This is a genomic window from Larkinella arboricola, assembly GCF_003259745.1.
GTDB lineage: Bacteria > Bacteroidota > Bacteroidia > Cytophagales > Spirosomataceae > Larkinella > Larkinella arboricola.
The window spans coordinates 1,029,500-1,050,197 of record NZ_QLMC01000001.1; the positions used below are offsets into that span (position 1 = coordinate 1,029,500).

The 20,698-nt window shown below is 52.7% G+C and carries 16 protein-coding genes; 5 read left to right on the forward strand and 11 right to left on the reverse strand.

Going from position 1 to position 20,698, the window contains the following annotated elements:
• The first annotated feature begins 45 nt into the window (after positions 1-45).
• From LX87_RS04260 to arsN2, 3 genes are read left to right on the forward strand one after another with little or no spacing between them, the layout of a single operon-like run.
• Positions 46-567, forward strand: coding sequence for a DUF6428 family protein (locus LX87_RS04260; protein WP_211325269.1), 522 nt, complete (start codon positions 46-48; stop codon positions 565-567).
• An 18-nt stretch (positions 568-585) separates the two neighbouring features.
• A complete protein-coding gene (locus LX87_RS04265; RefSeq protein ID WP_111626906.1) occupies positions 586-978 on the forward strand; it encodes an arsenate reductase ArsC in 393 nt (130 codons plus the stop codon).
• A 4-nt stretch (positions 979-982) separates the two neighbouring features.
• Entirely contained in the window at positions 983-1,426 is a 444-nt protein-coding gene (arsN2, locus tag LX87_RS04270; RefSeq protein ID WP_111626907.1) for an arsenic resistance N-acetyltransferase ArsN2, read from the forward strand.
• 18 nt (positions 1,427-1,444) lie between these two features.
• On the opposite strand, the gene LX87_RS04275 is transcribed toward arsN2, so the two are convergent.
• Entirely contained in the window at positions 1,445-2,608 is a 1,164-nt protein-coding gene (locus tag LX87_RS04275) for an acyltransferase family protein (protein ID WP_111626908.1), read from the reverse strand.
• A 223-nt stretch (positions 2,609-2,831) separates the two neighbouring features.
• Positions 2,832-3,557 carry a class I SAM-dependent methyltransferase gene (locus LX87_RS04280; protein ID WP_111626909.1) on the reverse strand — a complete coding sequence of 242 codons (726 nt, stop codon included), beginning with the start codon at positions 3,555-3,557 and terminating at the stop codon, positions 2,832-2,834.
• A 341-nt stretch (positions 3,558-3,898) separates the two neighbouring features.
• On the opposite strand from LX87_RS04280, the gene nhaA reads away from it, so the two are divergent.
• Positions 3,899-5,089: a Na+/H+ antiporter NhaA gene (gene nhaA / locus LX87_RS04285; RefSeq protein WP_111626910.1), complete on the forward strand. Its 1,191-nt coding sequence runs from the start codon at positions 3,899-3,901 to the stop codon at positions 5,087-5,089.
• Between the two features lie 18 nt (positions 5,090-5,107).
• Here the strand turns inward: nhaA and LX87_RS04290 are convergent, their stop codons facing one another.
• From LX87_RS04290 to LX87_RS04315, 6 genes are all read right to left on the reverse strand, one after another.
• On the reverse strand, positions 5,108-6,880 hold the full coding sequence (locus LX87_RS04290) for an ABC transporter ATP-binding protein (RefSeq protein ID WP_111626911.1): 1,773 nt from the start codon (positions 6,878-6,880) through the stop codon (positions 5,108-5,110).
• Between the two features lie 63 nt (positions 6,881-6,943).
• A complete protein-coding gene (locus tag LX87_RS04295) occupies positions 6,944-9,193 on the reverse strand; it encodes a monovalent cation:proton antiporter family protein (protein WP_111626912.1) in 2,250 nt (749 codons plus the stop codon).
• A 352-nt stretch (positions 9,194-9,545) separates the two neighbouring features.
• Positions 9,546-10,577, reverse strand: a complete 1,032-nt coding sequence (locus tag LX87_RS04300) for a spore photoproduct lyase family protein (RefSeq protein WP_111626913.1) — start codon at positions 10,575-10,577, stop codon at positions 9,546-9,548.
• 178 nt (positions 10,578-10,755) lie between these two features.
• Entirely contained in the window at positions 10,756-11,451 is a 696-nt protein-coding gene (trxA, locus tag LX87_RS04305) for a thioredoxin (RefSeq protein WP_111626914.1), read from the reverse strand.
• A 172-nt stretch (positions 11,452-11,623) separates the two neighbouring features.
• Positions 11,624-14,353: a PAS domain-containing sensor histidine kinase gene (locus LX87_RS04310; protein ID WP_111626915.1), complete on the reverse strand. Its 2,730-nt coding sequence runs from the start codon at positions 14,351-14,353 to the stop codon at positions 11,624-11,626.
• Between the two features lie 194 nt (positions 14,354-14,547).
• Positions 14,548-15,909 (reverse strand): amidohydrolase family protein, encoded by a 1,362-nt coding sequence (locus LX87_RS04315; RefSeq protein ID WP_111626916.1) that lies wholly within the window; start codon positions 15,907-15,909, stop codon positions 14,548-14,550.
• 489 nt (positions 15,910-16,398) lie between these two features.
• On the opposite strand from LX87_RS04315, the gene LX87_RS04320 reads away from it, so the two are divergent.
• Positions 16,399-17,661, forward strand: coding sequence for a sialidase family protein (locus LX87_RS04320; protein ID WP_111626917.1), 1,263 nt, complete (start codon positions 16,399-16,401; stop codon positions 17,659-17,661).
• A gap of 71 nt (positions 17,662-17,732) precedes the next feature.
• On the opposite strand, the gene LX87_RS04325 is transcribed toward LX87_RS04320, so the two are convergent.
• The 3 genes from LX87_RS04325 to LX87_RS04335 all read right to left on the reverse strand — a co-directional run bounded on the left by LX87_RS04325 (position 17,733) and on the right by LX87_RS04335 (position 20,452).
• The gene (locus LX87_RS04325) at positions 17,733-18,584 is read right to left on the reverse strand and encodes an oxidoreductase (RefSeq protein ID WP_111626918.1); all 852 of its coding nucleotides are present in this window, start codon (positions 18,582-18,584) and stop codon (positions 17,733-17,735) included.
• A 40-nt stretch (positions 18,585-18,624) separates the two neighbouring features.
• The gene (locus LX87_RS04330; protein WP_111626919.1) at positions 18,625-19,467 is read right to left on the reverse strand and encodes an oxidoreductase; all 843 of its coding nucleotides are present in this window, start codon (positions 19,465-19,467) and stop codon (positions 18,625-18,627) included.
• 82 nt (positions 19,468-19,549) lie between these two features.
• The gene (locus LX87_RS04335) at positions 19,550-20,452 is read right to left on the reverse strand and encodes a helix-turn-helix domain-containing protein (RefSeq protein ID WP_111626920.1); all 903 of its coding nucleotides are present in this window, start codon (positions 20,450-20,452) and stop codon (positions 19,550-19,552) included.
• Positions 20,453-20,698: the final 246 nt, after the last annotated feature.

The following is a 20,698-nucleotide window of genomic DNA, read 5'->3' on the forward strand; positions in this document are numbered from 1 at the left end:
TTTTTTTTACATTAATCAATCGTAATATTACAATAATCCGATAAGATGAACACCACAAACACCCTGACCTGGCAGGCATTCAAGAACAGCCTGGACCAACATCCGGATAAGCATCTGCAAATCGAGTATGCCGCCGGGCAATTTGTCGATCCTTCGTTTCACATTACCGAAATCAAACAGGCGCCGATTGTGTCTGTCGACTGTGGCGGAAAAATGAATAGCTGGACCGAAATCATCGTGCAGCTTTGGGAGCCAGCCGTTAAAGAAGCCGACCGGTCGATGAAAGTTAGCAAAGCCTTATCCATCATTAACCGGGTGGAAAGCGTCTTGCCGCTCAACCCGTTGGCGACGGTAAAGCTGGAGTATGGTAATACGCAGTTCGACGCCCGCCAACTCTATCCCAGTGCATTCACCGCCGATGACGATACGTTTACGGTTAGACTGACGCCGGATGTTACGCAGTGCAAAGCCGAGGATCGGGGCGAAAGCTGTGGAGTGGCCCCGGTGAAAACCGTCGAAAATCGGCCTCAGGTGTCGGCTTGTCAGCCCGGTACTGGATGTTGTTAAACAAAAGGACTTGTATTGATGAAAACAATTCTGGTACTCTGCACAGGTAATTCCGCCCGCTCGCAGATGGCGCAGGGATATTTGCAGCATTTTGCCCAAGAACGGGCCGAGGTCTACAGCGCCGGAACAAACCCGAAGGGCGTCAATCCGCTGGCCGTTCAGGTGATGGCCGAAGACGGCATTGCTATTTCCGGCCACACCTCTAATCATGTGGACGAGTATGCATACCTGCGGTTCGACTACGTCATTACGGTTTGTGATAACGCCCGTGAACAATGTCCGGTCTATCCGGCGAGTGTCCAGCGCATTCACGAGAGCTTTCCGGACCCGGATTCGCCCGAATCCTTCCGGCTGGTACGGGATCAGATTAAGGCGTTTTGCCGACAGTTTGTTGACCAGAAGTTAGTGTAAACAAATGGATATAGCCATTGAAAACGCCCGCCCGGAAGACCGGGAAACGATTGTAGCCCTGCTGCAAAAGGCGGACCTGCTGACCGATGATTTGCCGACGGATTTGGCGGATTTTATGCTGGCAAAAGCGCCGGACGGTTACGTGGGCGTCGCCGGGCTGGAACGGTTTGGCCCGGTGGCGCTGCTCCGCTCCGTAGCGGTTGATGCTGACCATCAGGGCCGGCAGATAGCCGCGCGATTGGTGGAGCAGTTGCTGGAAAGGGCGAAACGTGCCGGAGTAAAAGAGCTGTATTTGATCACGACTACAGCCGATCGGTATTTTGCGCGACACGGTTTTCAGCCCGTAGACCGGCAGACGGTACCAATAGCGATCCGGCAGACACCGCAGTTTGGCGGCCTATGCCCGGCTTCGGCGGTCGTCATGAAACGAATGATTGACCACACCTGATCCTTGCGGTAACCGGCTTCAGGAAAACGACACCTTCAGCGAATTAATGGGCTTTTCGAGCAGGTACCAGGAAAGCGTTGCCAGGCCAATCGTCAGGCCCGCAAAATACAGAAGCTGGAAGCTGTAATGTGCATTCAGCAGGGGAACGTAGTTGGTCAGGTGATTCCAGAGCCGCAGCGTAAAATGCGTGGGGGGCGTGTGGTAGTAGTTATAAATAAAATTGTGGAACAGGTAAATACCGTAGCTGACCAGCCCGATATGCTGGCTGACACGGTTTTCCAGCAGCCACTTCATCCAGCCGTTGAAACCCAGAATGCCCCGGCCAATCAGGAAAAAGCCCAGCAGCGAGGCCGCAAACCGTTCCCAAATGTAATTCATGACGTTGACGTGATTGACCTTCGGCAAGAATTCATACAGGAATACAACCGCAAAAAAAGACAGAATACTCAGCGGTAGCCACCAGCGTCCCCGGAAAAACTGTTCAAACCAGCTTCGGCGGTAGAGGTACCCGTAAGCCAGCACGCCCCCAAATCCGAAGGGGTCCATGCAGGTCAGCGTGAAAATGTACTGGACGGCCCAGGGCAAATCCATCAGGTAAAATATAAACCGCAGGGCCACACTCCCGACAATCATGATCCCGGCCGTGAGCGGAATAAACCGTTGGGGTACGAAGAAAATCAGCAACGGAAGAAATAAATACACCTGCTGCTCAACCGCCAGCGACCAGAGGTGATCGGCCGTTCCAATCCAGGTATTGTTCAGAATAACGTAGTAATTGGTGCCGTGCAACAGCAGCCAGGGCAGCGTTTGGCGGATACCCGGCTCACCGATCAGGGCCAGTACCAGCACGGTAACGTAGTAAACGGGCAGAATCCGGATGGCCCGGCGGATGTAGAAATTTTTAAAGTAACTCCCCGGCGTTTTTTCCGGCGATTGCTCCAGCTGGTCTTTCCCCGACAACAGAATCCGAATAATCAGAAAGCCGCTGAGTACGAAGAAAATCGTGACACCCAGTTCGCCCAGTGAGCCAATGGGCAGTGTCGTATGCCCGGCCATCCAGTGGCTGATCAGGACCAGCGTAACGGCAATACAGCGAATCCCATCCAGTTGTTTCAGGTGATTAAACGGTTTCTTGGAGGTCGGATTGGCCGAAGCAGCGTGTCCGGATGGCGTACTGGTCATTTAAATGGTGTTTAGATCACGTTACTGATAACGAGGCTGTTTGGTTTTTATTCCGGCGGTGGCTTTTGAAAAACCGGTTCCTGTTGGGGCAAACCTCTTCCGGCCAGGCTCGAAATGCGTTACCGGATGCAAAATTAACGTGAATTATGGATTGTTCCGCGCCTGCGGGGGCGGAACAATCCGGTAGTGGGTTGGAAAGGATTAGGCTGGCAAACGTACGCGCTTACTTTTTCTTCGAACAGGCAATGATAAACTGGGCGGAAAAAACGTGCTTAAGAACCGGTATTTTCTCCAGGAAGGGCTGGAAAAAGTAGATAACTTTGGCGGGCAGGGTAGGAAAAAAGAACGGCACATAACCGACGTAGCTCCAGTCCTTGACTTCACCGCCCGCATTCCTGATCCACCGCTTCAGTTGCCACGCAAAGAACGATTGTTCTTCGTGCTCAATATGGTACTTCGAGGTTTTTTCGATCAGCTTCAGAAGGGGATTATTGCCGTTGGGTTCCATAATAATCAGGTGATCAGCCAGCCGGAACGCATTGGTAATGGCCTTTTGCTGGTCAGATAAGTGGTGCAGAACGCCCCGAATGACGGCTACATCGTATTTTTGTTGCGGTACGGGCAGGTTATCGTCCAGCAAATTGATGGTGTCGAAACTAACCCGGGGATACTTGTTGCGGGCTATTTCAATGGCTGACTGGGCGGGGTCAAAACCGTACACGTCCAGATGCGGAAAGTTCTCTTTAATGTTGTTGGTATACATACCGTCTCCACAACCGATATCAACCAGCGTTTTATAATGCGGTTTGATGAACTTAAAGATTTCGTCCGAAATACGTTTGTTGGCAACGTAAGAAGAGAATTGGGCATTGGTTGTGTACAGAAAACCGCCGTTCTCATGGACATTTCGGTTAAACTCCTGTACGTTCTTTTTCAGCATTGTGCTCATGGGCATTGTAGTGTTAGAAGGGTAAAACAAACGAGTAGCCGCTTCCCGAGCGAGCAGGAAGGGTGTAACAGACCCAGTAATAGTTAGCTATTACGGTTTGATAATCAGGGAATAATAAGGAATCTCCCCGGCGCTCGGAGAACGCCGAAATGACAGGCTGACCAGTAGGACTGTCAGCGTAGAGTTGTCATCAGGGGGGAGTAAGTTGCGGCATAGTTTCGGTATAACTGGTTACAAAGATTAAAAAGGAATTAAAAAAAGCAAGGAGAAAAAGTAAAAATAGATCGAAAGGGAACAGGGGATATTGCCTATTATTGTATTCTCACTAGTCAGCTCATCCTATGAAAGGTACGCTTTATAGATTATTTCAGAATTTTGTACAGTCTGGTTCCGTTGGTGGTATCATCCTGATTTTGTGCGTTTTTGTCTCATTGTTCATTGCTAATTCGTCGTCAGGAACGCCTTTTGAACAGCTTCTGTCAACTGAAATTGGGTATGCGAGTGAAAATCTGCACCTGCGCTATTCCGTTCTGATCTGGATTAATGACGGATTGATGGCCATATTCTTCCTGATGGTAGGACTGGAAATTAAACGGGAGCTGATCGAAGGAGAATTGTCGTCCCTTAAAAAAGCGGCTTTGCCAATTTTTGCGGCTTTGGGGGGCGTATTGGTACCGGCTTCTATCTACTATGCTTTCAATCAGGGCACTGAAACGGCGGGAGGCTGGGGCATTCCGATGGCGACGGACATTGCGTTTGCGCTGGCCGTTGTGACCTTGCTCGGAAAACGCGTTCCGGCATCGCTGAAAATCTTTCTGGCCGCTCTGGCCATTGTGGATGATTTGGCGGCCATTGTGGTCATCGCGGTCTTTTACTCGACTGATTTACACGTTACATATCTGGCCTACGCGGCTGCAATTTTCGCTGGTTTGCTGCTTATGAATTGGCGGGGCGTCACCCATCCGGTGTTTTACCTGATTCCTGGCCTGTTTATCTGGTATTTTATCCACCACTCCGGAATTCATGCCACCATCGCCGGGGTGTTAACCGCGTTTACGCTGCCAACCACAGAGGATGATACACCATCTACGCTCGAAAAAGTGGAGCACGCACTGATTAAACCCGTCAATTTCATCATTATGCCGTTGTTTGCGCTGGTGAACACAAATATCCGGTTTGAATCGGGGATGCTGGAAGGACTAACTACTACTCTGGGTCTGGGCATCCTGTTGGGATTGGTCGTTGGCAAACCGCTGGGCATCTCCCTGTTCTCCTGGCTTTCGGTCAAAGCTGGCTGGTGTGTCTTACCGGCGGGTGCCCGCTGGCGTCACCTGATTGGTTTGGGCATTCTGGGTGGCATTGGCTTCACGATGTCGATTTTTATCGCCCTGCTGTCTTTCCCCGCCCAGCCAGAGGTTGCGGCAAAGGCAAAATTCGCCATTCTAACCGCGTCAACCCTGGCTGGCGTCCTGGGCTATATGCTTTTGAATACCATCAGCAAAAGGCAGGCTCTGGAAGTTAACGGGGAGTAAACGCAGGATAGCAATGCATTACGCTGTGGCTACTTCTTTCCGTTCGCCGATTTGTTGCCGCCACATGGCGTAATACAGCCCTTTCTGCACCAGCAATTCAGCATGGTGACCCTGTTCGGCAACGTGACCTTTTTCCAGGACGAAAATCCGGTCGGCGTGCAAAACCGTGCTTAGCCGGTGGGCAATCAGAATGGTAATGTGCTGCCGCGATCCCGAAAGCTGGCGGACGGTTTTGCCGATTTCCTCCTCCGTCAGCGAGTCGAGAGCTGAGGTTGCCTCGTCGAACACCAGCAGCGTCGGACGGCGCAGCAGGGCGCGGGCGATGCTCAACCGCTGTTTTTCGCCCCCGGAAACTTTAACGCCACCTTCGCCAATCACCGTATCGAGTCCCTGCGGAGCCCGGCTCAGGAGCGAATCAGCCGCAGCCTGGCGGAGCGCCATAAGGCATTCGGCATCGGTGGCGTTGGGCGCTACAAACCGCAGGTTTTCGCGAATGGTCCCGGCAAACAGTTGGGTATCCTGCGTCACAAAACCGATTTGTTCGCGGAGTTCGTCCAGATCCACCTCCGTACTGGGAATTCCGTTGTACAGAATCCGGCCCGCCAGTGGCGGATATAATCCCACGAGCAGCTTGACGAGCGTCGTTTTCCCGGAACCGGACGGTCCTACAAAGGCGATGGTTTCGCCGAGTTTAACATCGAACGAAATGCCGTCGAGGGCCGGTTTATCCGCCGACAGGTGCTTGAACCGCACATCTTCGAACCCCAGCGTCTGGATTTTTCTGACGGGTTGGGGATGCGCCGGTTTTACGTCGCGGGGTGTATCAAGAATCTGCTGGAAATTGGCCAGCGATGCTTCCGTCTCGCGGTAAATGTTGATGATGTTGCCCAGTTCCTGCAACGGGCCGAAAATGGCGAAGGAGTAAATAAAGAGGGAGAAAAACTCGCCCACGGTAATCCGTTGCTGCACCACCAGAAACAGCATCATCAGCATAATGGCGTTGCGCAGCAGGTTAACAAACGTTCCCTGCACAAACGACAGCGATCGAACGTAGCGGACCTTTTTCAATTCCAGCCGCAGAATCTTTTCGGTGGTCGCGTTTAGCCGTTCGGTTTCCTGCTGGGCCAGACCGAGGCTTTTTACAAGTTCAATGTTGCGTAAACTTTCGGTGGTTGAACCCGCCAGGGCCGTGGTTTCGGCCACAATGTTTTTCTGTACGACCTTAATCTTTTTACTCAGCAGGGAGCTGACAAAACCCAGGAGCGGGATGGTCAGAAAATAAGCGGGCGCGATGGGCCAGTATACCGTGCTGGCGTACCACATGACGAAGATAATGCCAATTACCGACGTAAACAGGACATTGACAAACGACTGAATGAGCTTCTCGACATCCGTCCGCACCTTCTGGAGTTTTCCCAGCGTTTCGCCCGAGCGCTGGTCTTCAAACACCTGATAGGGCAGGTCCAGCGAGTGCCGCAGGCCGTCGGAATAAAGCCGGGCTCCAAGGCGTTGCGTAATGACGTTTACGTAGTAATCCTGGAAATTCTTGGCAATGCGGCTGACCATGGCGACGCCCAGCGCCTGCAAAATAAGAATACCGGCACCATCGCTCAGGAAGCTCACAAAATCCAGTTTCTGAATGGCTGAACCCGGTTTGACGACGTATTGATCGATGATCTTCCGGAAAATATACGGGTCGAGCATCGAGAAAATCTGGTTGATGGCAGCCAGTAACAGGGCCAGCATGAGCAGGGGCCAATAATGGCGTAAGTAGCTGTAAAGTAGTTTCATAGGCTAAAATGAGAGGTAGAGGCACCGGTCTGGAACGGTGTTAGCCAGGAAGAGTAATGGGCGTTATTGGACGTTCCGCAAACGATTCTCGCGCTGAAACTCTTTAATCAGCTTGGTATTCCCGGCCAGCCAGATAACATCGCCGGGGTGGAAAAAGGTCGTTGAATCGGGATTTAAAATACGGGTTCCCTTGCGTTCGATACCGACAATGAGCCCCTGGGTTTTTTCGCGGACGCGGGATTCGCGGATGGTCATGCCCGCAAACGGAAACGATTCATCAACGGCAATTTTTTGCAAAGAAATTTCCTGTGCGGGCGTTACCCGTAGGTGGCTCGCAGGGGCGGGTTCAATCAGTTTGTTGAATTGCTCCAGTTGCTGATCGGTACCGATAACGGCAATTTTGTCGCCCGGATAAAAGCGCTCGCTGGCGCTCGGCACCAGTACGGTAAGGCTACCCCGGGCGATTGAAATGACGTTGACGCCGTATTTTTCCCGCAGGGCCAGTTCCGCCAGTGTAAAGCCCACACCCGGCGATTCGGCCGTTACCTCGAAGTAGGAGAGGTGGGCATCCCAGGGCAGCAGATTCCGGCCCATTCGGGCTTCCTGGTGAATCTGACGGGCATTCAGGTTGAGCAGAAAGCGTTTTTCGATCAGATGATAAATCAGCGGGAGCCGTTTGCCAAACACGAGCCAGATTCCGACCGCTACGACAATAAAAAACAGGATAATGCTGACCGGGAAAAACTGTTGTAGCAACAGCAGAACGAGTCCTAGCCCAATGAGTCCGCGCGTCACGGCCAGCGTAACCAGCGGCCCCCGATAGGAGCGTCGTTCGGTCCAGAGTCGGGTGTAAACCGGTTGGTTGATGCGTTTGAGCGCCAGCGCCCAGAGGAAAGGAGCCATCAGCACAAACGACAGAAAACCAGCCAGCGGTTCGGCCCACGAAGCGCCCGTCAGTTGTTCGTGCAACAGCGGAAGCAGCAGACGGGAGGTCATCAGAATGATACCGAGAATGACAACGGTATTGACAATCATAATCTGGATGTGTTCCCGCAGCAATTGGTACCAGTCGCTCACGCTGCCAATGGTTTGTGCCCCGGAGCTGTAGCTGCTCAGGAACATCTTGGTTCGGGGGCTCAGTTTGCGGTCCAGCCAGTTGTAGAGCGGTCCGGATGCCCGGATCATGTAGGGCGTCGTAAAAGCAGTCAGGGCCGAAACCGCTACGGCAATCGCATACAGAAAGTCGCTGGTCACCTTCAGGTTCAGACCCAGGGTGGCAATAATAAACGAAAATTCACCGATCTGCGCCAGACTCATCCCGGTCTGGAGCGACTGCTTCAACGGCTGTCCAACCACCAGCGCACCCAGGGTTACGTTCACGGCTTTTCCGACAATCACCACGAGCGTAATCAAGGCAATGGGACCGCCGAACTCAACCAGCTTGGCCGGTTCGATGAGCATCCCAACGGAAACGAAAAAAACGGCCCCAAACAGGTCCTTGATCGAGGTCAGCAGGTGTTCGATGCGTTCGGCGTAAGGGGTTCCGGCAAGAATAGACCCCATGATAAACGCCCCCAGCGCCGGGGAAAAGCCCACACTGGTCGCAATCACGACCATCAGCAGACACAGCGCCAGGGCAATAATCAGCAGGGTTTCGTCGGTGATGAATTTTCGGCTGCTGCGCAGAATGGACGGCACCAGAAAAATACCGGCTAAAAACCAGATGACCAGAAAGAACGCCAGCCGCATGATGGCAAACAGCATGTCGGGGCTGAAAAACTGCTTGCTGATGGCCAGCGTGGAAAGCAGTACAAGCAGTAAAACCGCAACAATGTCTTCAATAACCAGAATGCCAAACACGTTGCCCGCAAATTTCTGGGTTTTGACGCCCAGTTCCTCAAACGCGCGGATGATAATGGTCGTAGATGAAATGCTGACAATACCGCCCAGAAAAATGCTGTCCATCGTCGACCATCCCAGACACAGGCCGGTCAGGTAACCGAGAAAAATCATGGCCAAAATCTCGTAGACGCCCGTCATGGCCGCCGTGCCGCCGATTTTAACTAGTTTTTTTATGTTAAATTCAAGCCCCAGACTAAACAGAAGCACAATAACGCCAATGTCGGCCCAGATGCGGATGGTATTAGGGTCGGAAATCGTCGGGAATAACGAAAACTTGGGGCCTACCAGAACGCCCGCCAGGATGTAGCCCAGCACGAGCGGTTGTTTGAGCCATTTAAAAAGAAGCGTAGTAATGGCTGCAGCACCCAAAATGATGGCGAGATCGACAATCAGATGTGGTAAATGAGCCATAACGGAGAATGGTTGTCTATTTAATGGATTCCTGCCGAAGCAGCGGTATGGATAGCCAAATGCAGGACATACTTACAATTATACGACCTTTTTGCCCCTAATCAGATCAATTAAGCACATAATGCCCGAAAAATTATCGACGTTGCAGCCGCCACTGCACACAATTCCCGTCTCCTCCCGCTCATTTTCAGGGGATAAACCCGCCCGCTTTTGGGGTGAAAAAAGTGTTTAGAAAATAAGTCAGGACGCTTTCGTGGTACGGCTTTTATCAGACAAACCACGGGGCCGTCGCCCCGGTCCCGATAGCGTCGTGAGCGGTACATTCAGGCGTCGCTACGATCAGGTATAGCCGTCAGAAGATATACCGGATGTCGCACCACGGAATCACCTGCTGGTACAGGTGTTTGAAGGCCGCAATCATTTGTCCCTTCAGCTCATACCGGTAACGGATGTTGATGCCGCCCCACTGACTCCGCTTGTACTCCTGCTGATCGGGCGACCAGAGCAGTTGCTCGGCTTTCGGGTTGAGCGACAGGTTTACCTGATGCATTCCTTCGTGGTGGGTCAGGAAAATAACTTCGCTCTGCATCTGGGCTTTCACGGCGGGATGTACGACTTCGTTCAGCCGCTCGAAGAGTTCGCGGTAGTCGTCGAGCCAGCCTTCGTAAAAAATAACCGGCGAAAAATTGACATGGACCTGATAACCGGCCTCGTAGAAATCATTGATAGCCGCCAGTCGGGATTCGATCGAATCGGTGCGCACATCCACCAGTTTACTAATCCGGGTCGGCATCAGACTGAACCGGATGCGCGTTTTACCCTGAGGATCATACGAAAGCAACTGCGGATTGACAAACTTGGTGGCAAAAGTGCCCAGAGCGCGCGGATGATCGCGAAAGAATGCAACGGCCGTTTCGACGCCGTCGGTCAGGGAAGCGTCTACCGAAATGTCGGAATTACAGCCAATATCGTACGTATAGTAAAACTCATGCGTTTGATTGGGTACCTTCGGCCAGGGTTGCTTGTAAACGTGCTTGTCTACCGCGCCCAGAATTTCTTCCGTGTTGGTGAATAGCGTAATCGGATTGACGGGTTTGTTGCGGTCAACGTAGCAGTAGGCGCAGGCGCCAAAGCAGCCATTGGCCAGACTCGGCGACACAAAATCAGCACTCCGACCGCTCTCCCGGCAAATCAGTGTCTTGAGTCGGCCCAGCACGAGTACATCCGATTTGATTTTATACAGATTGGCATCCAGTTGCGGCAACCGGTTGTGCTGACCAACTGGCTGCTGAACGGCTTCAGGATACGTCTGCAACACCTGCCGCCCACGCTCATTCAGCGCATCGGGGGTGTAGAAAATGGGGGTTGGTTGGAAGGAACGCATACAATTACCTAACACGTTTCTTGCTCGTGCAGTTCATTTTTTTTCTGGTTTAATGCGCTTATAATGAGTGTGTTAAATTGGGTATTTGCTAAAAACCGTTAGGTGGCTACGGTTTAAACACCGTCAACTCGACGCGCCAGCAGCCGTTTTTACCGTTCTTTATCCCCTTCCGAGGGGGCTATTTTTCCGGGGTAACCAGCGACCGGAGAGCTGCTTCATCTTGAAAGCCAATTTTACGATCGACCAGCGTACCGTTCCGGAATAGCAGCACTGTCGGCAGTTCCTCCACGCGGTACTGGGCCAGCATCTTTTTTTCCTGATCGGCGTTGAGTTTGACAATCACGGCTTTGCCTGCCCATTCTGTCGATAACTTGTCGATGATCGGCGCCATTTTCTGGCAGGGCGCACACCAGGGGGCATACACATCAACCAGCACCAGCGACTGGGACCGTACCAGACTATCAAGTCGCTGGGCGTTCCACTGGGCGGGGGCCGAGGAGCGCTGTACACCCACAACGGGCATCATCCGCGCCGACCATTTAAGGTAACCACCTCCGAGTTCATAGACGGGACCGTAACCCCATTCCCGTAATTTTTCAGCGGCCGCCCGGCTTCTTACGCCCGAAAGGCAATATACAAAAACCGGTTTGCCAGGGTCTAGTTTTTTGGCGGCCTGTTCAAAATCAGCCCGTTTGAAATCCAGGTTGATGGCCTTATCCAGGTGCCCTCCGGCAAACTCCTGGGCGGTGCGGACATCAATCAACTGACCTTGCGGACTCTGGGTAAGCTGGCGCGCAAAGGAATCGGGCGACATGGTTTGGGCCAGGCTAAGTTGGGCAATGAGCAGCGTACTTAAGAAAAGAATGAATTTCATGCTTTTGTTCGGAGATGTATTTACCCGTAAACGCCGTCGTTTCTGCACCGGTTCCTGCTATGAGATAAAACCTCGACAATCCAGCGACAGCCTGTCCATTGCCGTGTTCTATCATCAGGCACTGGTTCTGCATCACCTGAATACCGGCTTTGGGACGTATCGGGCAAGGTAGTCAGTAATTCCGGCGCAACGTTGGCAGGTAGACGGTAAATGTACAGCCTTTGCCCAACCCCTCGCTTTGGACCTCAACCCGTCCGTCATGCATTTCGGCCAGCCGCCTGACCAGTGTCAGCCCCAATCCTAAACCACCCTGTGAACGGGCCAGTGAGTTATCGACCTGCACAAACAACTCGAAGATCGCGGTGAGCTGGTCCGGAGCCAGGCCAATACCGTTGTCCCGCACCCGCAGGACGGCTTCCGGGCCGAATGTCGGTCCGCCGGGAGACGCCCCATCGCGCAGTTCCAGGGTCAGCCAGACCTGACCCTGCTCCTTGGTGTAGCGGACGCCGTTGCTTAACAGATTGGTTACTACCTGGGTGAGCCGGGCGGGATCGCCGTTCAGATAAATGGGGGAGGGCGGTAACTGAAGATATAACCTGCGGTTACGTTCCTGATAGAGCGAATCGATAGCTTCTGCTGCGTGGCTTACCAGTTCTACCAGATTCACCCGTTCGTTGCGCAATTCGATCTTACCCCTACTGATGCGGCTTACATCGAGCAGATCGTCCACCAGTCGCACCAGGTGGTCGGTTTGTCGCGTCATCATGGCTAACGTGGACCGCGTTATGTCATCCTCTGCTGCGGTTAATGTCAGGATATGCAGGCCATTGTGAAGAGTCGCCATCGGATTGCGCAGTTCGTGGGCTAACATGGCCAGAAACTCGTCCTTACGCTGGTCGGCCTCTTTAAGCGCCTGCTGAGTCTGTTTGCTTTCGGTGATGTCCACGACAAATTCTACGTATTCGTCTTCGCTCAGCCGCCTTCCCGCAAACAGCCCCCACCAGCGGCTGCCATCCGGACGAATAGATTGCTTCTCATACGGGGTGTTTTCTCCTTTCGTACGGTATTCCTCCCGGGCATTCAGTGTGACGTCCATAAACTCCGGGGGTGTCAGTTCATTCCAGCGCAGCGGGTCATTGACCAACGCCTGAAGCGAATAGCCGCTCATGCGTTGGAAGGCTTCATTGGCACCGTGTATGCTTCCCGCTAAATCAAAGTAGATAACCCCTACGGTGCTGATCGACATGGCCCGTTGCAACCGCTCTTCTGATTTTCTGAGCTTTTCTTCGGCCAGCTTGCGGTCGGTAATGTCAAACATAACCCCACTCATTTGGGTTGGTTGGCCGGCTCTTTCCCGCGTTACTCGTCCGTAGCCATTCATCCATCGGGTTACCGCATCGGCCCGCACTAGCCGAAATTCAGCATCAAATAAGTTTTGCTCGTCAATGGCCTGGGTCAGTTCACGGGTTACCCAGGGCCGGTCATCCGGATGGATATGGCTCAGGAAGGTATCGGACTTCTGCGGTCCGGTTTTCACTGGCAGGCCCATCAGATGAAAGTGTTGCTCGTTCCAGTACACTTTATCGGTGGGCAGATGCCACTCCCAGGTAGCCATCTGGGCGGCCTCGACAGCCAGACGTGTGCGTTCTTCCAATTGCCGACGCAGTTGCTGCCCTCGTTTACGCTTGCTGATGTCGCGGCTGATTTTGGTAAAGCCCGTCAACTGCCCGTGGGTGTCGCGGATTGCCGTGGTAATTTCGTTGACCCAGAAATACTCTCCATTTTTCCGTATCCGGATCGACTCCCGTTCGGCACGACCGGTTTGGGTAGCCTCCTCCAGTTGTTTTTCAAGTTCGCCAGCGGCCAGTTCTTCCGGTGTATAGCATAGAGAGGCATACCGTCCGATAGCCTCCTGGGTGGTGTAGCCCTTCATGCGCTGGGCTCCTTCGGTCCATTCGGTGATGAAGCCGCTGGGGTCAAGGCGGTAGATGGCATAATCAGGCAGGTTCTGCAACAGGGTACGATAGCGTTCTTCGCTTTCCCGAATGGCTTCTTCGGCCCGTTGGGCTGTTTCATCTTTTAACCGGAATACCTCCTGCTCGGCTTGTTTGCGGGCGGTGATTTCCTGCGTATTCATCACAAAACCATCCCCCATTTTTACTAGGGACTGGTGGAACCAGGCATTAAATTGTTCCTGGTCATAGAATTGCTCCTGCTCCATTGGTAAGCCGGTTTCGGTAACCTGAACAAAGCTTTCAAATAAGCCGGTTTGGAGCACATCCGGATGGTGTTGCAACAGACGTTTACCGATAACGTCGCCATTTTGTTCAATCGCTTTCCGGTTGTTCAGCACCCAGGTGAAGTCAATGATATGGTTTTGCTCATCCCGGACGGCTTCAAAGACCTGGATGATCGCCGGTACGCTGTCGAGGGTGGCCTGGAGAAACTGCCGTTGTGCTGTTTCCTCTTCCAACCGGGCCTGAACACTGGCTTCGGTCCGCTTTTTATCACTAATGTCAAGGTTGATTCCCAGCCACTTCTTCACGGAGCCGTCGGAATTCAGAATCGGGGCGGCCCGCATGTTCGTCCAGCGCCAGCCGCCGTCGGGTCCTTGTAAACGAAGCTCGGTAGTTATCGGTACGTGCTGAGCAACAGCCTGCTGCCATTGCCGCAACGCATCGGGTCGGTCGTCGGGATGGATGGCGGCCACCCAGCCTCCAGCCAGCCATTCCTGCAAACTTTGACCCGTATACGCCCGCCCGCTTGGTGAGTCCGTAACAACTTTACCCTGGGCATCGGTTTCCCAAAATGCCTGGGCAACTGACTCCAGAAGCGTACGGTAATCTTCAGCCGTTGTCGGGCCGAGCGATCCGGCAGTCTCTGATTGGTTAAAGGTGTTCATTACATCTGGCAAAGAGTGTCTACCATAAACCACGGAGTTGACTAGGTGTTTAGGGAGATAAGGCGACGGTTTTCTGGCTATAAATTCTGCTGACGCTTTCTCCGGCTATTCAAAAAGAAACGAGCCTGACCAGCCCCGGTCCGTCCGTGGATGATTGGCTCGCTGATCAGGGCAGGCAGAAGTCCGAAACGGGTTTACTGCTTCTCCAGTTTTTTTAATTCCTGCTGAATATACGCCTTCGACAACCAGTTGGTGCCAATCATGACGCCCTCGATGTTCCGGGTCTGGCTGATGTCTTTCAGTGGATTGCCGTTTAGCAGGACCAGGTCCGACACATTTCCGGTTTTGATCGTGCCCGAATCCGGTTTTTTGAGGTATGAAGCCACATTGACCGTTCCCGTGCGCAGGGTTTCATAGGGAGTCAGGCCCGCACCGACCAGATACTGCATTTCGTGATGAATCGAAAAGCCCGGAACGTTCATAACCTGGGGAGCATCCGAACCGAGCAGAATCTGAACCCCGTTTTTCTGACATTCGTATAGGATTTTCCGGCGCATTTCGATGTACTTCTCGGCTTTCTCTTTCGAGAAATTCGGGTTATTGTTGTAGCTGTTTTTGGTGTTGGTCCAGTTTCGCACCTCTTCGGCTTTCATGTATTTCATCTCGGGCGCTTTCACAAACTCGTCGGCCGGGAGCGGAGATAGCCAGCGTTCGGCCAGGGCTTCGGTGGGCACAACCCGGATGTTTTTCTGGCGCAGACCGTTTACCAGTTTCGGGATTAACTTCGGGTCGGCCCGGTAGCCAATCCAGGCCCCGAACAAGCCCGTTTCCTGCTCCACCAGCGTATCCGAACCCGGCGTGATGGCTTCCATGAAACTATCCAGATGGTCGATTGACGAGTAACCGGCATCAATGGCCATCCAGGCACCTACGTTGAACGAAACGTGCCCGATAAACGGGATACCGACTTCTTTCGCGGTTTTGGCAATAGCCGGAAAGGTTTCTTTGGTCAGACCGGGGTGGAGCTTGAGAAAATCGTATCCGGCGGCTTTCTGCTCCCGCACCATCCGGGCGCCCTGTTCTGCCGACTTGACGGTCTGGCCGCTGAACGACGGTCCGGCTGCGTAAAAATGCGGTCCCAGGATTTCCCCACTGTTGATCTTGCTGCGGAGTTCCAGGTGTTTCTGGTGGCCCAGCATCCCGCGGATGGTCGTGATACCGTTGGTCAGGTACAGCATCAGCACGTCTTTCATGGGCTCAATGTCGTCGATGGGCGGAACGTGGGCGTGCATTTCGGCCCAGCCGGGCGTCAGGTATTTTCCTTTGGCATCGATCACCTGCGCATCGTTGGCATATTTTACTTTTCCGTCGTTACCCATAGCGGTGATCTTCCCGTTTTTGACCACCACGGTCTGGTTCGCCAGCACCCGTTCCTGATCCATCGGAATGACATTAACCGACTTAAAAACAATTTCCCGCTGGCGGTTGCTGATCAGGTCCTGGGCAAAAACCGTGTGAACCAGGGCAATGAAGAGGAGTGTAAGAAGGCTGCGCATGGTTTGGAGGGATTTGGAATGAACAGAAACCGCAGGCAACGGCTTCGCTACGAAACTATACACTTTTTGCGGAGAAGCAAAGCGTTCGGCTTAGGAACGGTATATTAAAATTTAATCTGTTTTTAATTGTATTGGAGCAAGATTTAAGCTCATTTTAAAGCAGAGCATGCTCCTTATTACGAAGTTTGTATCAACGGTATGCACATACCAATACTACTTATTAGCGTTGACCAACTCTTAAAAAGCCGGTTCTTTTGAACTGGCTTTTTCTTTGCTTCGCACTCCAATCGGAAAGTGCTATTCCCATTCACGCTTGCTTCCAGATACGGGCGCTAGCCGACCTTTATACTTCAAAGAGAGAATTTATTTAAAATAATTCTAAACAAAACCGCAAAATCATTTCAAAAACGCATCGGCTGCGTTTATTTTGCAGGTGCATGCTGACTGCCGATGGAGGCAGACTAGCGCATTTCACTAAAACCTGCTGGTATGAAGTCGTTTTTTAAACCATTTCTTTGTGCCGGGTTGCTCGCTTTGGGGCTGCAAAGCTATGCCGCTAACAACTTAGGCGACACCACCCGGGCGTATGCGACCCCGCTGCTTTCCAAAACGCCGAAAGGTACGGTTGCCCTGTCATGGACCGAAAAAGACAGCAAAGACGTCGTTTACTTTTACTGGGCGGAATCGAAAGACAAAGGCAAGACGTTCGATAACAAGAAGTTGATTTTCGCGTCGCGCGGTATTGGCAATTCGCGTCTGATGAAACCCAAACTGCTGTTTAAAAAAGACGGTTCGGCGGTGGCGGTTTTTGGCCTGCGGGGGGAAGCGGCTGCAGCTCAGGCGTCCCACGATAACCACGCGGCTCATCAGGGCGGTGAGCATGGCGGACATGGCCAGACGGCTCCGGCCAAAGCCAAAGGCAGACGACCTACCGATTTGCAGATTGTCTACGTCCTGTCGAAAGATCAGGGCAACACCTGGACCACCCCCAAACCCGTACACCAGGACCAGTCCCCGAATGTGGTGCGCGGTTTTTTTGATGCGACGGTGCTGGCCAACGGCGAAATTGGCGTAGCGTACCTGAACGACATTCCGGGCAAAGCGCACCAGCGCGACCTGCGGTTTGTGGCCTCCAACGGCGACGGGTTTGAAGCCGAGAAGGTGATTGACCCCTTTGTCTGCGACTGCTGCCCGATCAGTCTGCTGGTGGATGCGTCGGGAACGCTGAATATGTATTATCGTGAGAATCAGGAAAATATTCGCGATATCTTCAAGATCAGTTCGAAAGATAACGGCAAAACCTTCTCCCAGGGCCAACCGTTGTATAAAGACAACTGGCAGGTAAAAGCCTGCCCGCATTCTGGCCCTACGTCAAGTACGGGTGGGGGTAAAAACCTGATTGCCTGGTTTTCTGGCAGTTCCGATGCGCCGGGCGTTCGAATCGTCGATCAGCAGGGCAAGCGGTTGTTTGTGCTGGATGATCCGACGGCCAAAAGCGCGTTTCTGGTATCGGCCCCGAAGTCGTCGATTCTGTTGTGGGAGCAGAGTCTGGCGTCGGAAAGCGGACGGGTTTCGACCATCGGCTATAAAAACATTTCGGGCGACAGCAACCCAACCACCCAGTTTGTGAAAGAAAGCCGCCACGCGATGAATGCTAGCGGCCTGGTGGTTGATAACCAGTTGATTGTTGCCTACGAAGCCGTGAACGATAACAAGAAAAATTCGGTAGCACTCGCGCAGATTAAATTGTAATCAGTTCGTAAACCAACTACTGAAAAGCCGTCGCTTACTTCGGGCGACGGCTTTTTTATGGGCAGAACCGATCAGGCGCTCACGGTTTCAAAACCCGTGGATACCGTAACGGCTTTCCAGGTTTCCAGATCGTTCCGGACGGCATTGATTTTTTCGTACGCCCTATCGTACGCATCCTGACCCAGAAATAAATGCAGGGGCGGGTTGTTTTCCGAAGCGATTCGGATCAGGGCCGCTACGGCTTTTTCCGGGTCGCCGGGCTGGTTGCCATTGATCTGGCTCTGGTGGGCCTGCTGCGAATCCCGAACGGCCCGGTACGCTTCAATCTGGTTCTGAGGGACACCCATCGAGCCTGACGAGAGAAACTCCGTCCGGAAATAGCCCGGTTCGACAATCGTGACGTGAATTCCGAACGGCTTCACTTCGGCCGCCAGCGATTCCGAGAATCCTTCGACGGCAAACTTGGTAGCGCAGTAAATACCGAAGCCGGGAAAGGCACCCGTAAAACCGCCAATGGACGAAATGTTGAAAATATGTCCCGACTGCTGCGCCCGCAGATGCGGCATTGCGTTGCGGATGACGTTGAGTGAACCAAAGACATTGACCTCAAAGTTGTCGCGGGATTCGGCGTCGGTTAACTCTTCCAGACTGCCGAGCAAACCGTAACCGGCGTTGTTGACCACCACATCAATCCGTCCGAAATGGTCAACGGTTTTTGTAATTGCTTCGGCAACGCTCGACTCCGTTTTCAGATCAACCGCCAGCGGCAGAAAATGGTCATTTGTGCCGACGGCCCGACTTAACTCATCCAGCTTCCGGGAGGTCGCAGCGACGCGGTAACCACGGTTTAGTAATTGTTTGACGAGGGAAAGTCCCAGGCCTTTGGAAGCTCCGGTGACAAACCATACGTTTTGTGTATTCATGTTGATAGGATATTATGGTATACTGGTTGGTCTTTTTGCGTTACGCCTGCGTAAAATCCGTCGATTGGGTAAGCGTTTCCCAGCGCGAAAATGTCTGGCTCAACACATCGACTTTCTGCATGGCGCGTCGGTAGGCGTCGCTACCGAGCAATAGGTATATGGGCGGATTCGATTCGTTAACCAACTGCATCAGGGCGGCTGCGGCTTTCTCCGGATCGCCCGATTGCTGGCCGTTCATTTGAAGGTATTGGGCGTGCGAAGCCCGTACATCCGTGTAAGCATCGATGGGGTGTTGAGCCAGCGCGAGGGAGTCCGACGACAGGAAGCGGGTCCGGAAAGCACCCGGCGCTACCACCGTCACCCTGATACCAAATTGCTTAACATCCTGCGCCAGCACTTCCGAAAAACCCACAATCGCAAACTTGGCTGCGGCATAAATCGCCCAGCCAGTGTTGGCCGTAAATCCGGCAATCGACGAAATGTTAATGATATGGCCGGATTGCTGGGCGCGTAAATAAGGCAGGACGTTTCGAATGACGTTCAGGGCGCCAAACACGTTTACATCAAAGCTGACGCGGGTTTCGGCGTCGGTTAGTTCTTCAATGCTGCCCCCGATCCCGTAGCCCGCGTTGTTAACGACGACATCAATTCGCCCGAACAGGGCGTGGGTCTGTTCAATGGCGCGGGCAACGCTCTGTTCGTCTGCCAAATCGACTTGTAAGGGGAGAAAGTGGGCAGATTTCTGCCCAACGGCTTTAATAAGATCGTCGGGTTGGCGCGACGTAGCCGCCACCGAGTGGCCCGCAGCCAGCAATGTTTTCGCTAAATTCAATCCGAGACCTTTTGAGGCTCCGGTAATAAACCATACTTTTTGCGTGTCCATAACTCTGTTTGTTTGGGTGGAACAAAAGTAGGACGGCAGGAGAAGGCGGACATTGCGGCAATCAAACCGATACTTGCAAAATTCAAACAGTGCGGTAGGCAGACGGTGTTAACTGGGTCTGTTTCTTGAAAAAGTTGTTGAAGTGGGCGGGTTCTTCAAAACCCAGCGCGTAGCTAATTTCAGAAATATTCCAGTCCGTGTGCTTTAACAGGGCTTTGGCTTCACTGGCCAGCCGCTCGGTAATGTGTTCGGTGGTGGTTTTGCCGGTCGTTTCCCGGATTGAGCGGTTCAGATGGTTGACGTGTACGGAAAGCTGGTCGGCAAAATCACGCGCCGAGCGCAGTTGAAACCGCTGCGTGGGCGATTCGATGGGAAACTGACGTTCCAGTAATTCCGTAAAGATGGCCGTAATCCGTGATTTGGCATCCGTATGCTGGTACAGTGTTTCTGTCGGCTGCATTTTCAGGGCGCAGTGAATCAGTTCCATCACATAGTTTCGCAGCAAGTCGTACTTGTACGGATAGTCTGATTCGATTTCATCTAGCATCTTCTGAAATAACTGAACAACCTGCTCATGCTGAGGGCCACCGAGCAGGTACGCGGGTTTGCCGCCAGGGGAAAACGGTGGCAGTTCGCTTACACTGCCCTTCATTTTTTCGGTAAAGAAACCTTCCTTGAAAATGCAGAAATAGCCCGTAATATCACCGGACAACGGCTCCCAGTTATAAGGGACCTGCGGGTTAAAAAAGAGAAGGGCAGGGCCATCAACTTCCAGGCTCTTGTCGGCATAATGGTAGACGTTCCGACCCCGGATCAGCGTGATTTTGTAGTAATCCCGGCGGCTGTATTTAATCGGTTCCTGGCCCTGCCCGATGCAGTCTTCCAGCCGGAAGACGTTGAAGTGCCCCATATCCTGTTGCAGATTGGCGGGCAGCCAATTAAACTTCTTCTGATAAAAGTCTTCGAGTGTTTCAGGCTTTTCCATAGAGCAAACTTACAAAATTCAAACGAACGGGCGAAGCGGGTTGCATACTACTTCCGGATCGTCGGTCTGAAGCGGCAGGCAGGGCAGTTTATTCCGTGAATAAGTCATCAAGGCAGGGGAATTACGGTTTTCGGATACGGTTTCTGAAGCCATTTGCTCTTATTCCGCGTGCATTTAGGGCGCTTATCGGTGGTCGGGAGAGTGCATCTTTCTTTTGTGCTAATATTGTACAGTGAATTGATATGA

Bases quoted from the DNA above. Each gene is read 5' to 3' on its own strand.
- LX87_RS04260 (WP_211325269.1), top strand. From the start codon at position 46: ATGAACACCACAAACACCCTGACCTGGCAGGCATTCAAGAACAGCCTG.
- LX87_RS04315 (WP_111626916.1), bottom strand. From the start codon at position 15,909: ATGCGCAGCCTTCTTACACTCCTCTTCATTGCCCTGGTTCACACGGTT.
- LX87_RS04325 (WP_111626918.1), bottom strand. From the start codon at position 18,584: ATGAATACACAAAACGTATGGTTTGTCACCGGAGCTTCCAAAGGCCTG.
- LX87_RS04280 (WP_111626909.1), bottom strand. From the start codon at position 3,557: ATGAGCACAATGCTGAAAAAGAACGTACAGGAGTTTAACCGAAATGTC.
- LX87_RS04335 (WP_111626920.1), bottom strand. From the start codon at position 20,452: ATGGAAAAGCCTGAAACACTCGAAGACTTTTATCAGAAGAAGTTTAAT.
- LX87_RS04320 (WP_111626917.1), top strand. From the start codon at position 16,399: ATGAAGTCGTTTTTTAAACCATTTCTTTGTGCCGGGTTGCTCGCTTTG.
- LX87_RS04265 (WP_111626906.1), top strand. From the start codon at position 586: ATGAAAACAATTCTGGTACTCTGCACAGGTAATTCCGCCCGCTCGCAG.
- LX87_RS04330 (WP_111626919.1), bottom strand. From the start codon at position 19,467: ATGGACACGCAAAAAGTATGGTTTATTACCGGAGCCTCAAAAGGTCTC.
- LX87_RS04300 (WP_111626913.1), bottom strand. From the start codon at position 10,577: ATGCGTTCCTTCCAACCAACCCCCATTTTCTACACCCCCGATGCGCTG.
- arsN2 (WP_111626907.1), top strand. From the start codon at position 983: ATGGATATAGCCATTGAAAACGCCCGCCCGGAAGACCGGGAAACGATT.
- LX87_RS04290 (WP_111626911.1), bottom strand. From the start codon at position 6,880: ATGAAACTACTTTACAGCTACTTACGCCATTATTGGCCCCTGCTCATG.
- LX87_RS04310 (WP_111626915.1), bottom strand. From the start codon at position 14,353: ATGAACACCTTTAACCAATCAGAGACTGCCGGATCGCTCGGCCCGACA.
- nhaA (WP_111626910.1), top strand. From the start codon at position 3,899: ATGAAAGGTACGCTTTATAGATTATTTCAGAATTTTGTACAGTCTGGT.
- LX87_RS04275 (WP_111626908.1), bottom strand. From the start codon at position 2,608: ATGACCAGTACGCCATCCGGACACGCTGCTTCGGCCAATCCGACCTCC.
- trxA (WP_111626914.1), bottom strand. From the start codon at position 11,451: ATGAAATTCATTCTTTTCTTAAGTACGCTGCTCATTGCCCAACTTAGC.
- LX87_RS04295 (WP_111626912.1), bottom strand. From the start codon at position 9,193: ATGGCTCATTTACCACATCTGATTGTCGATCTCGCCATCATTTTGGGT.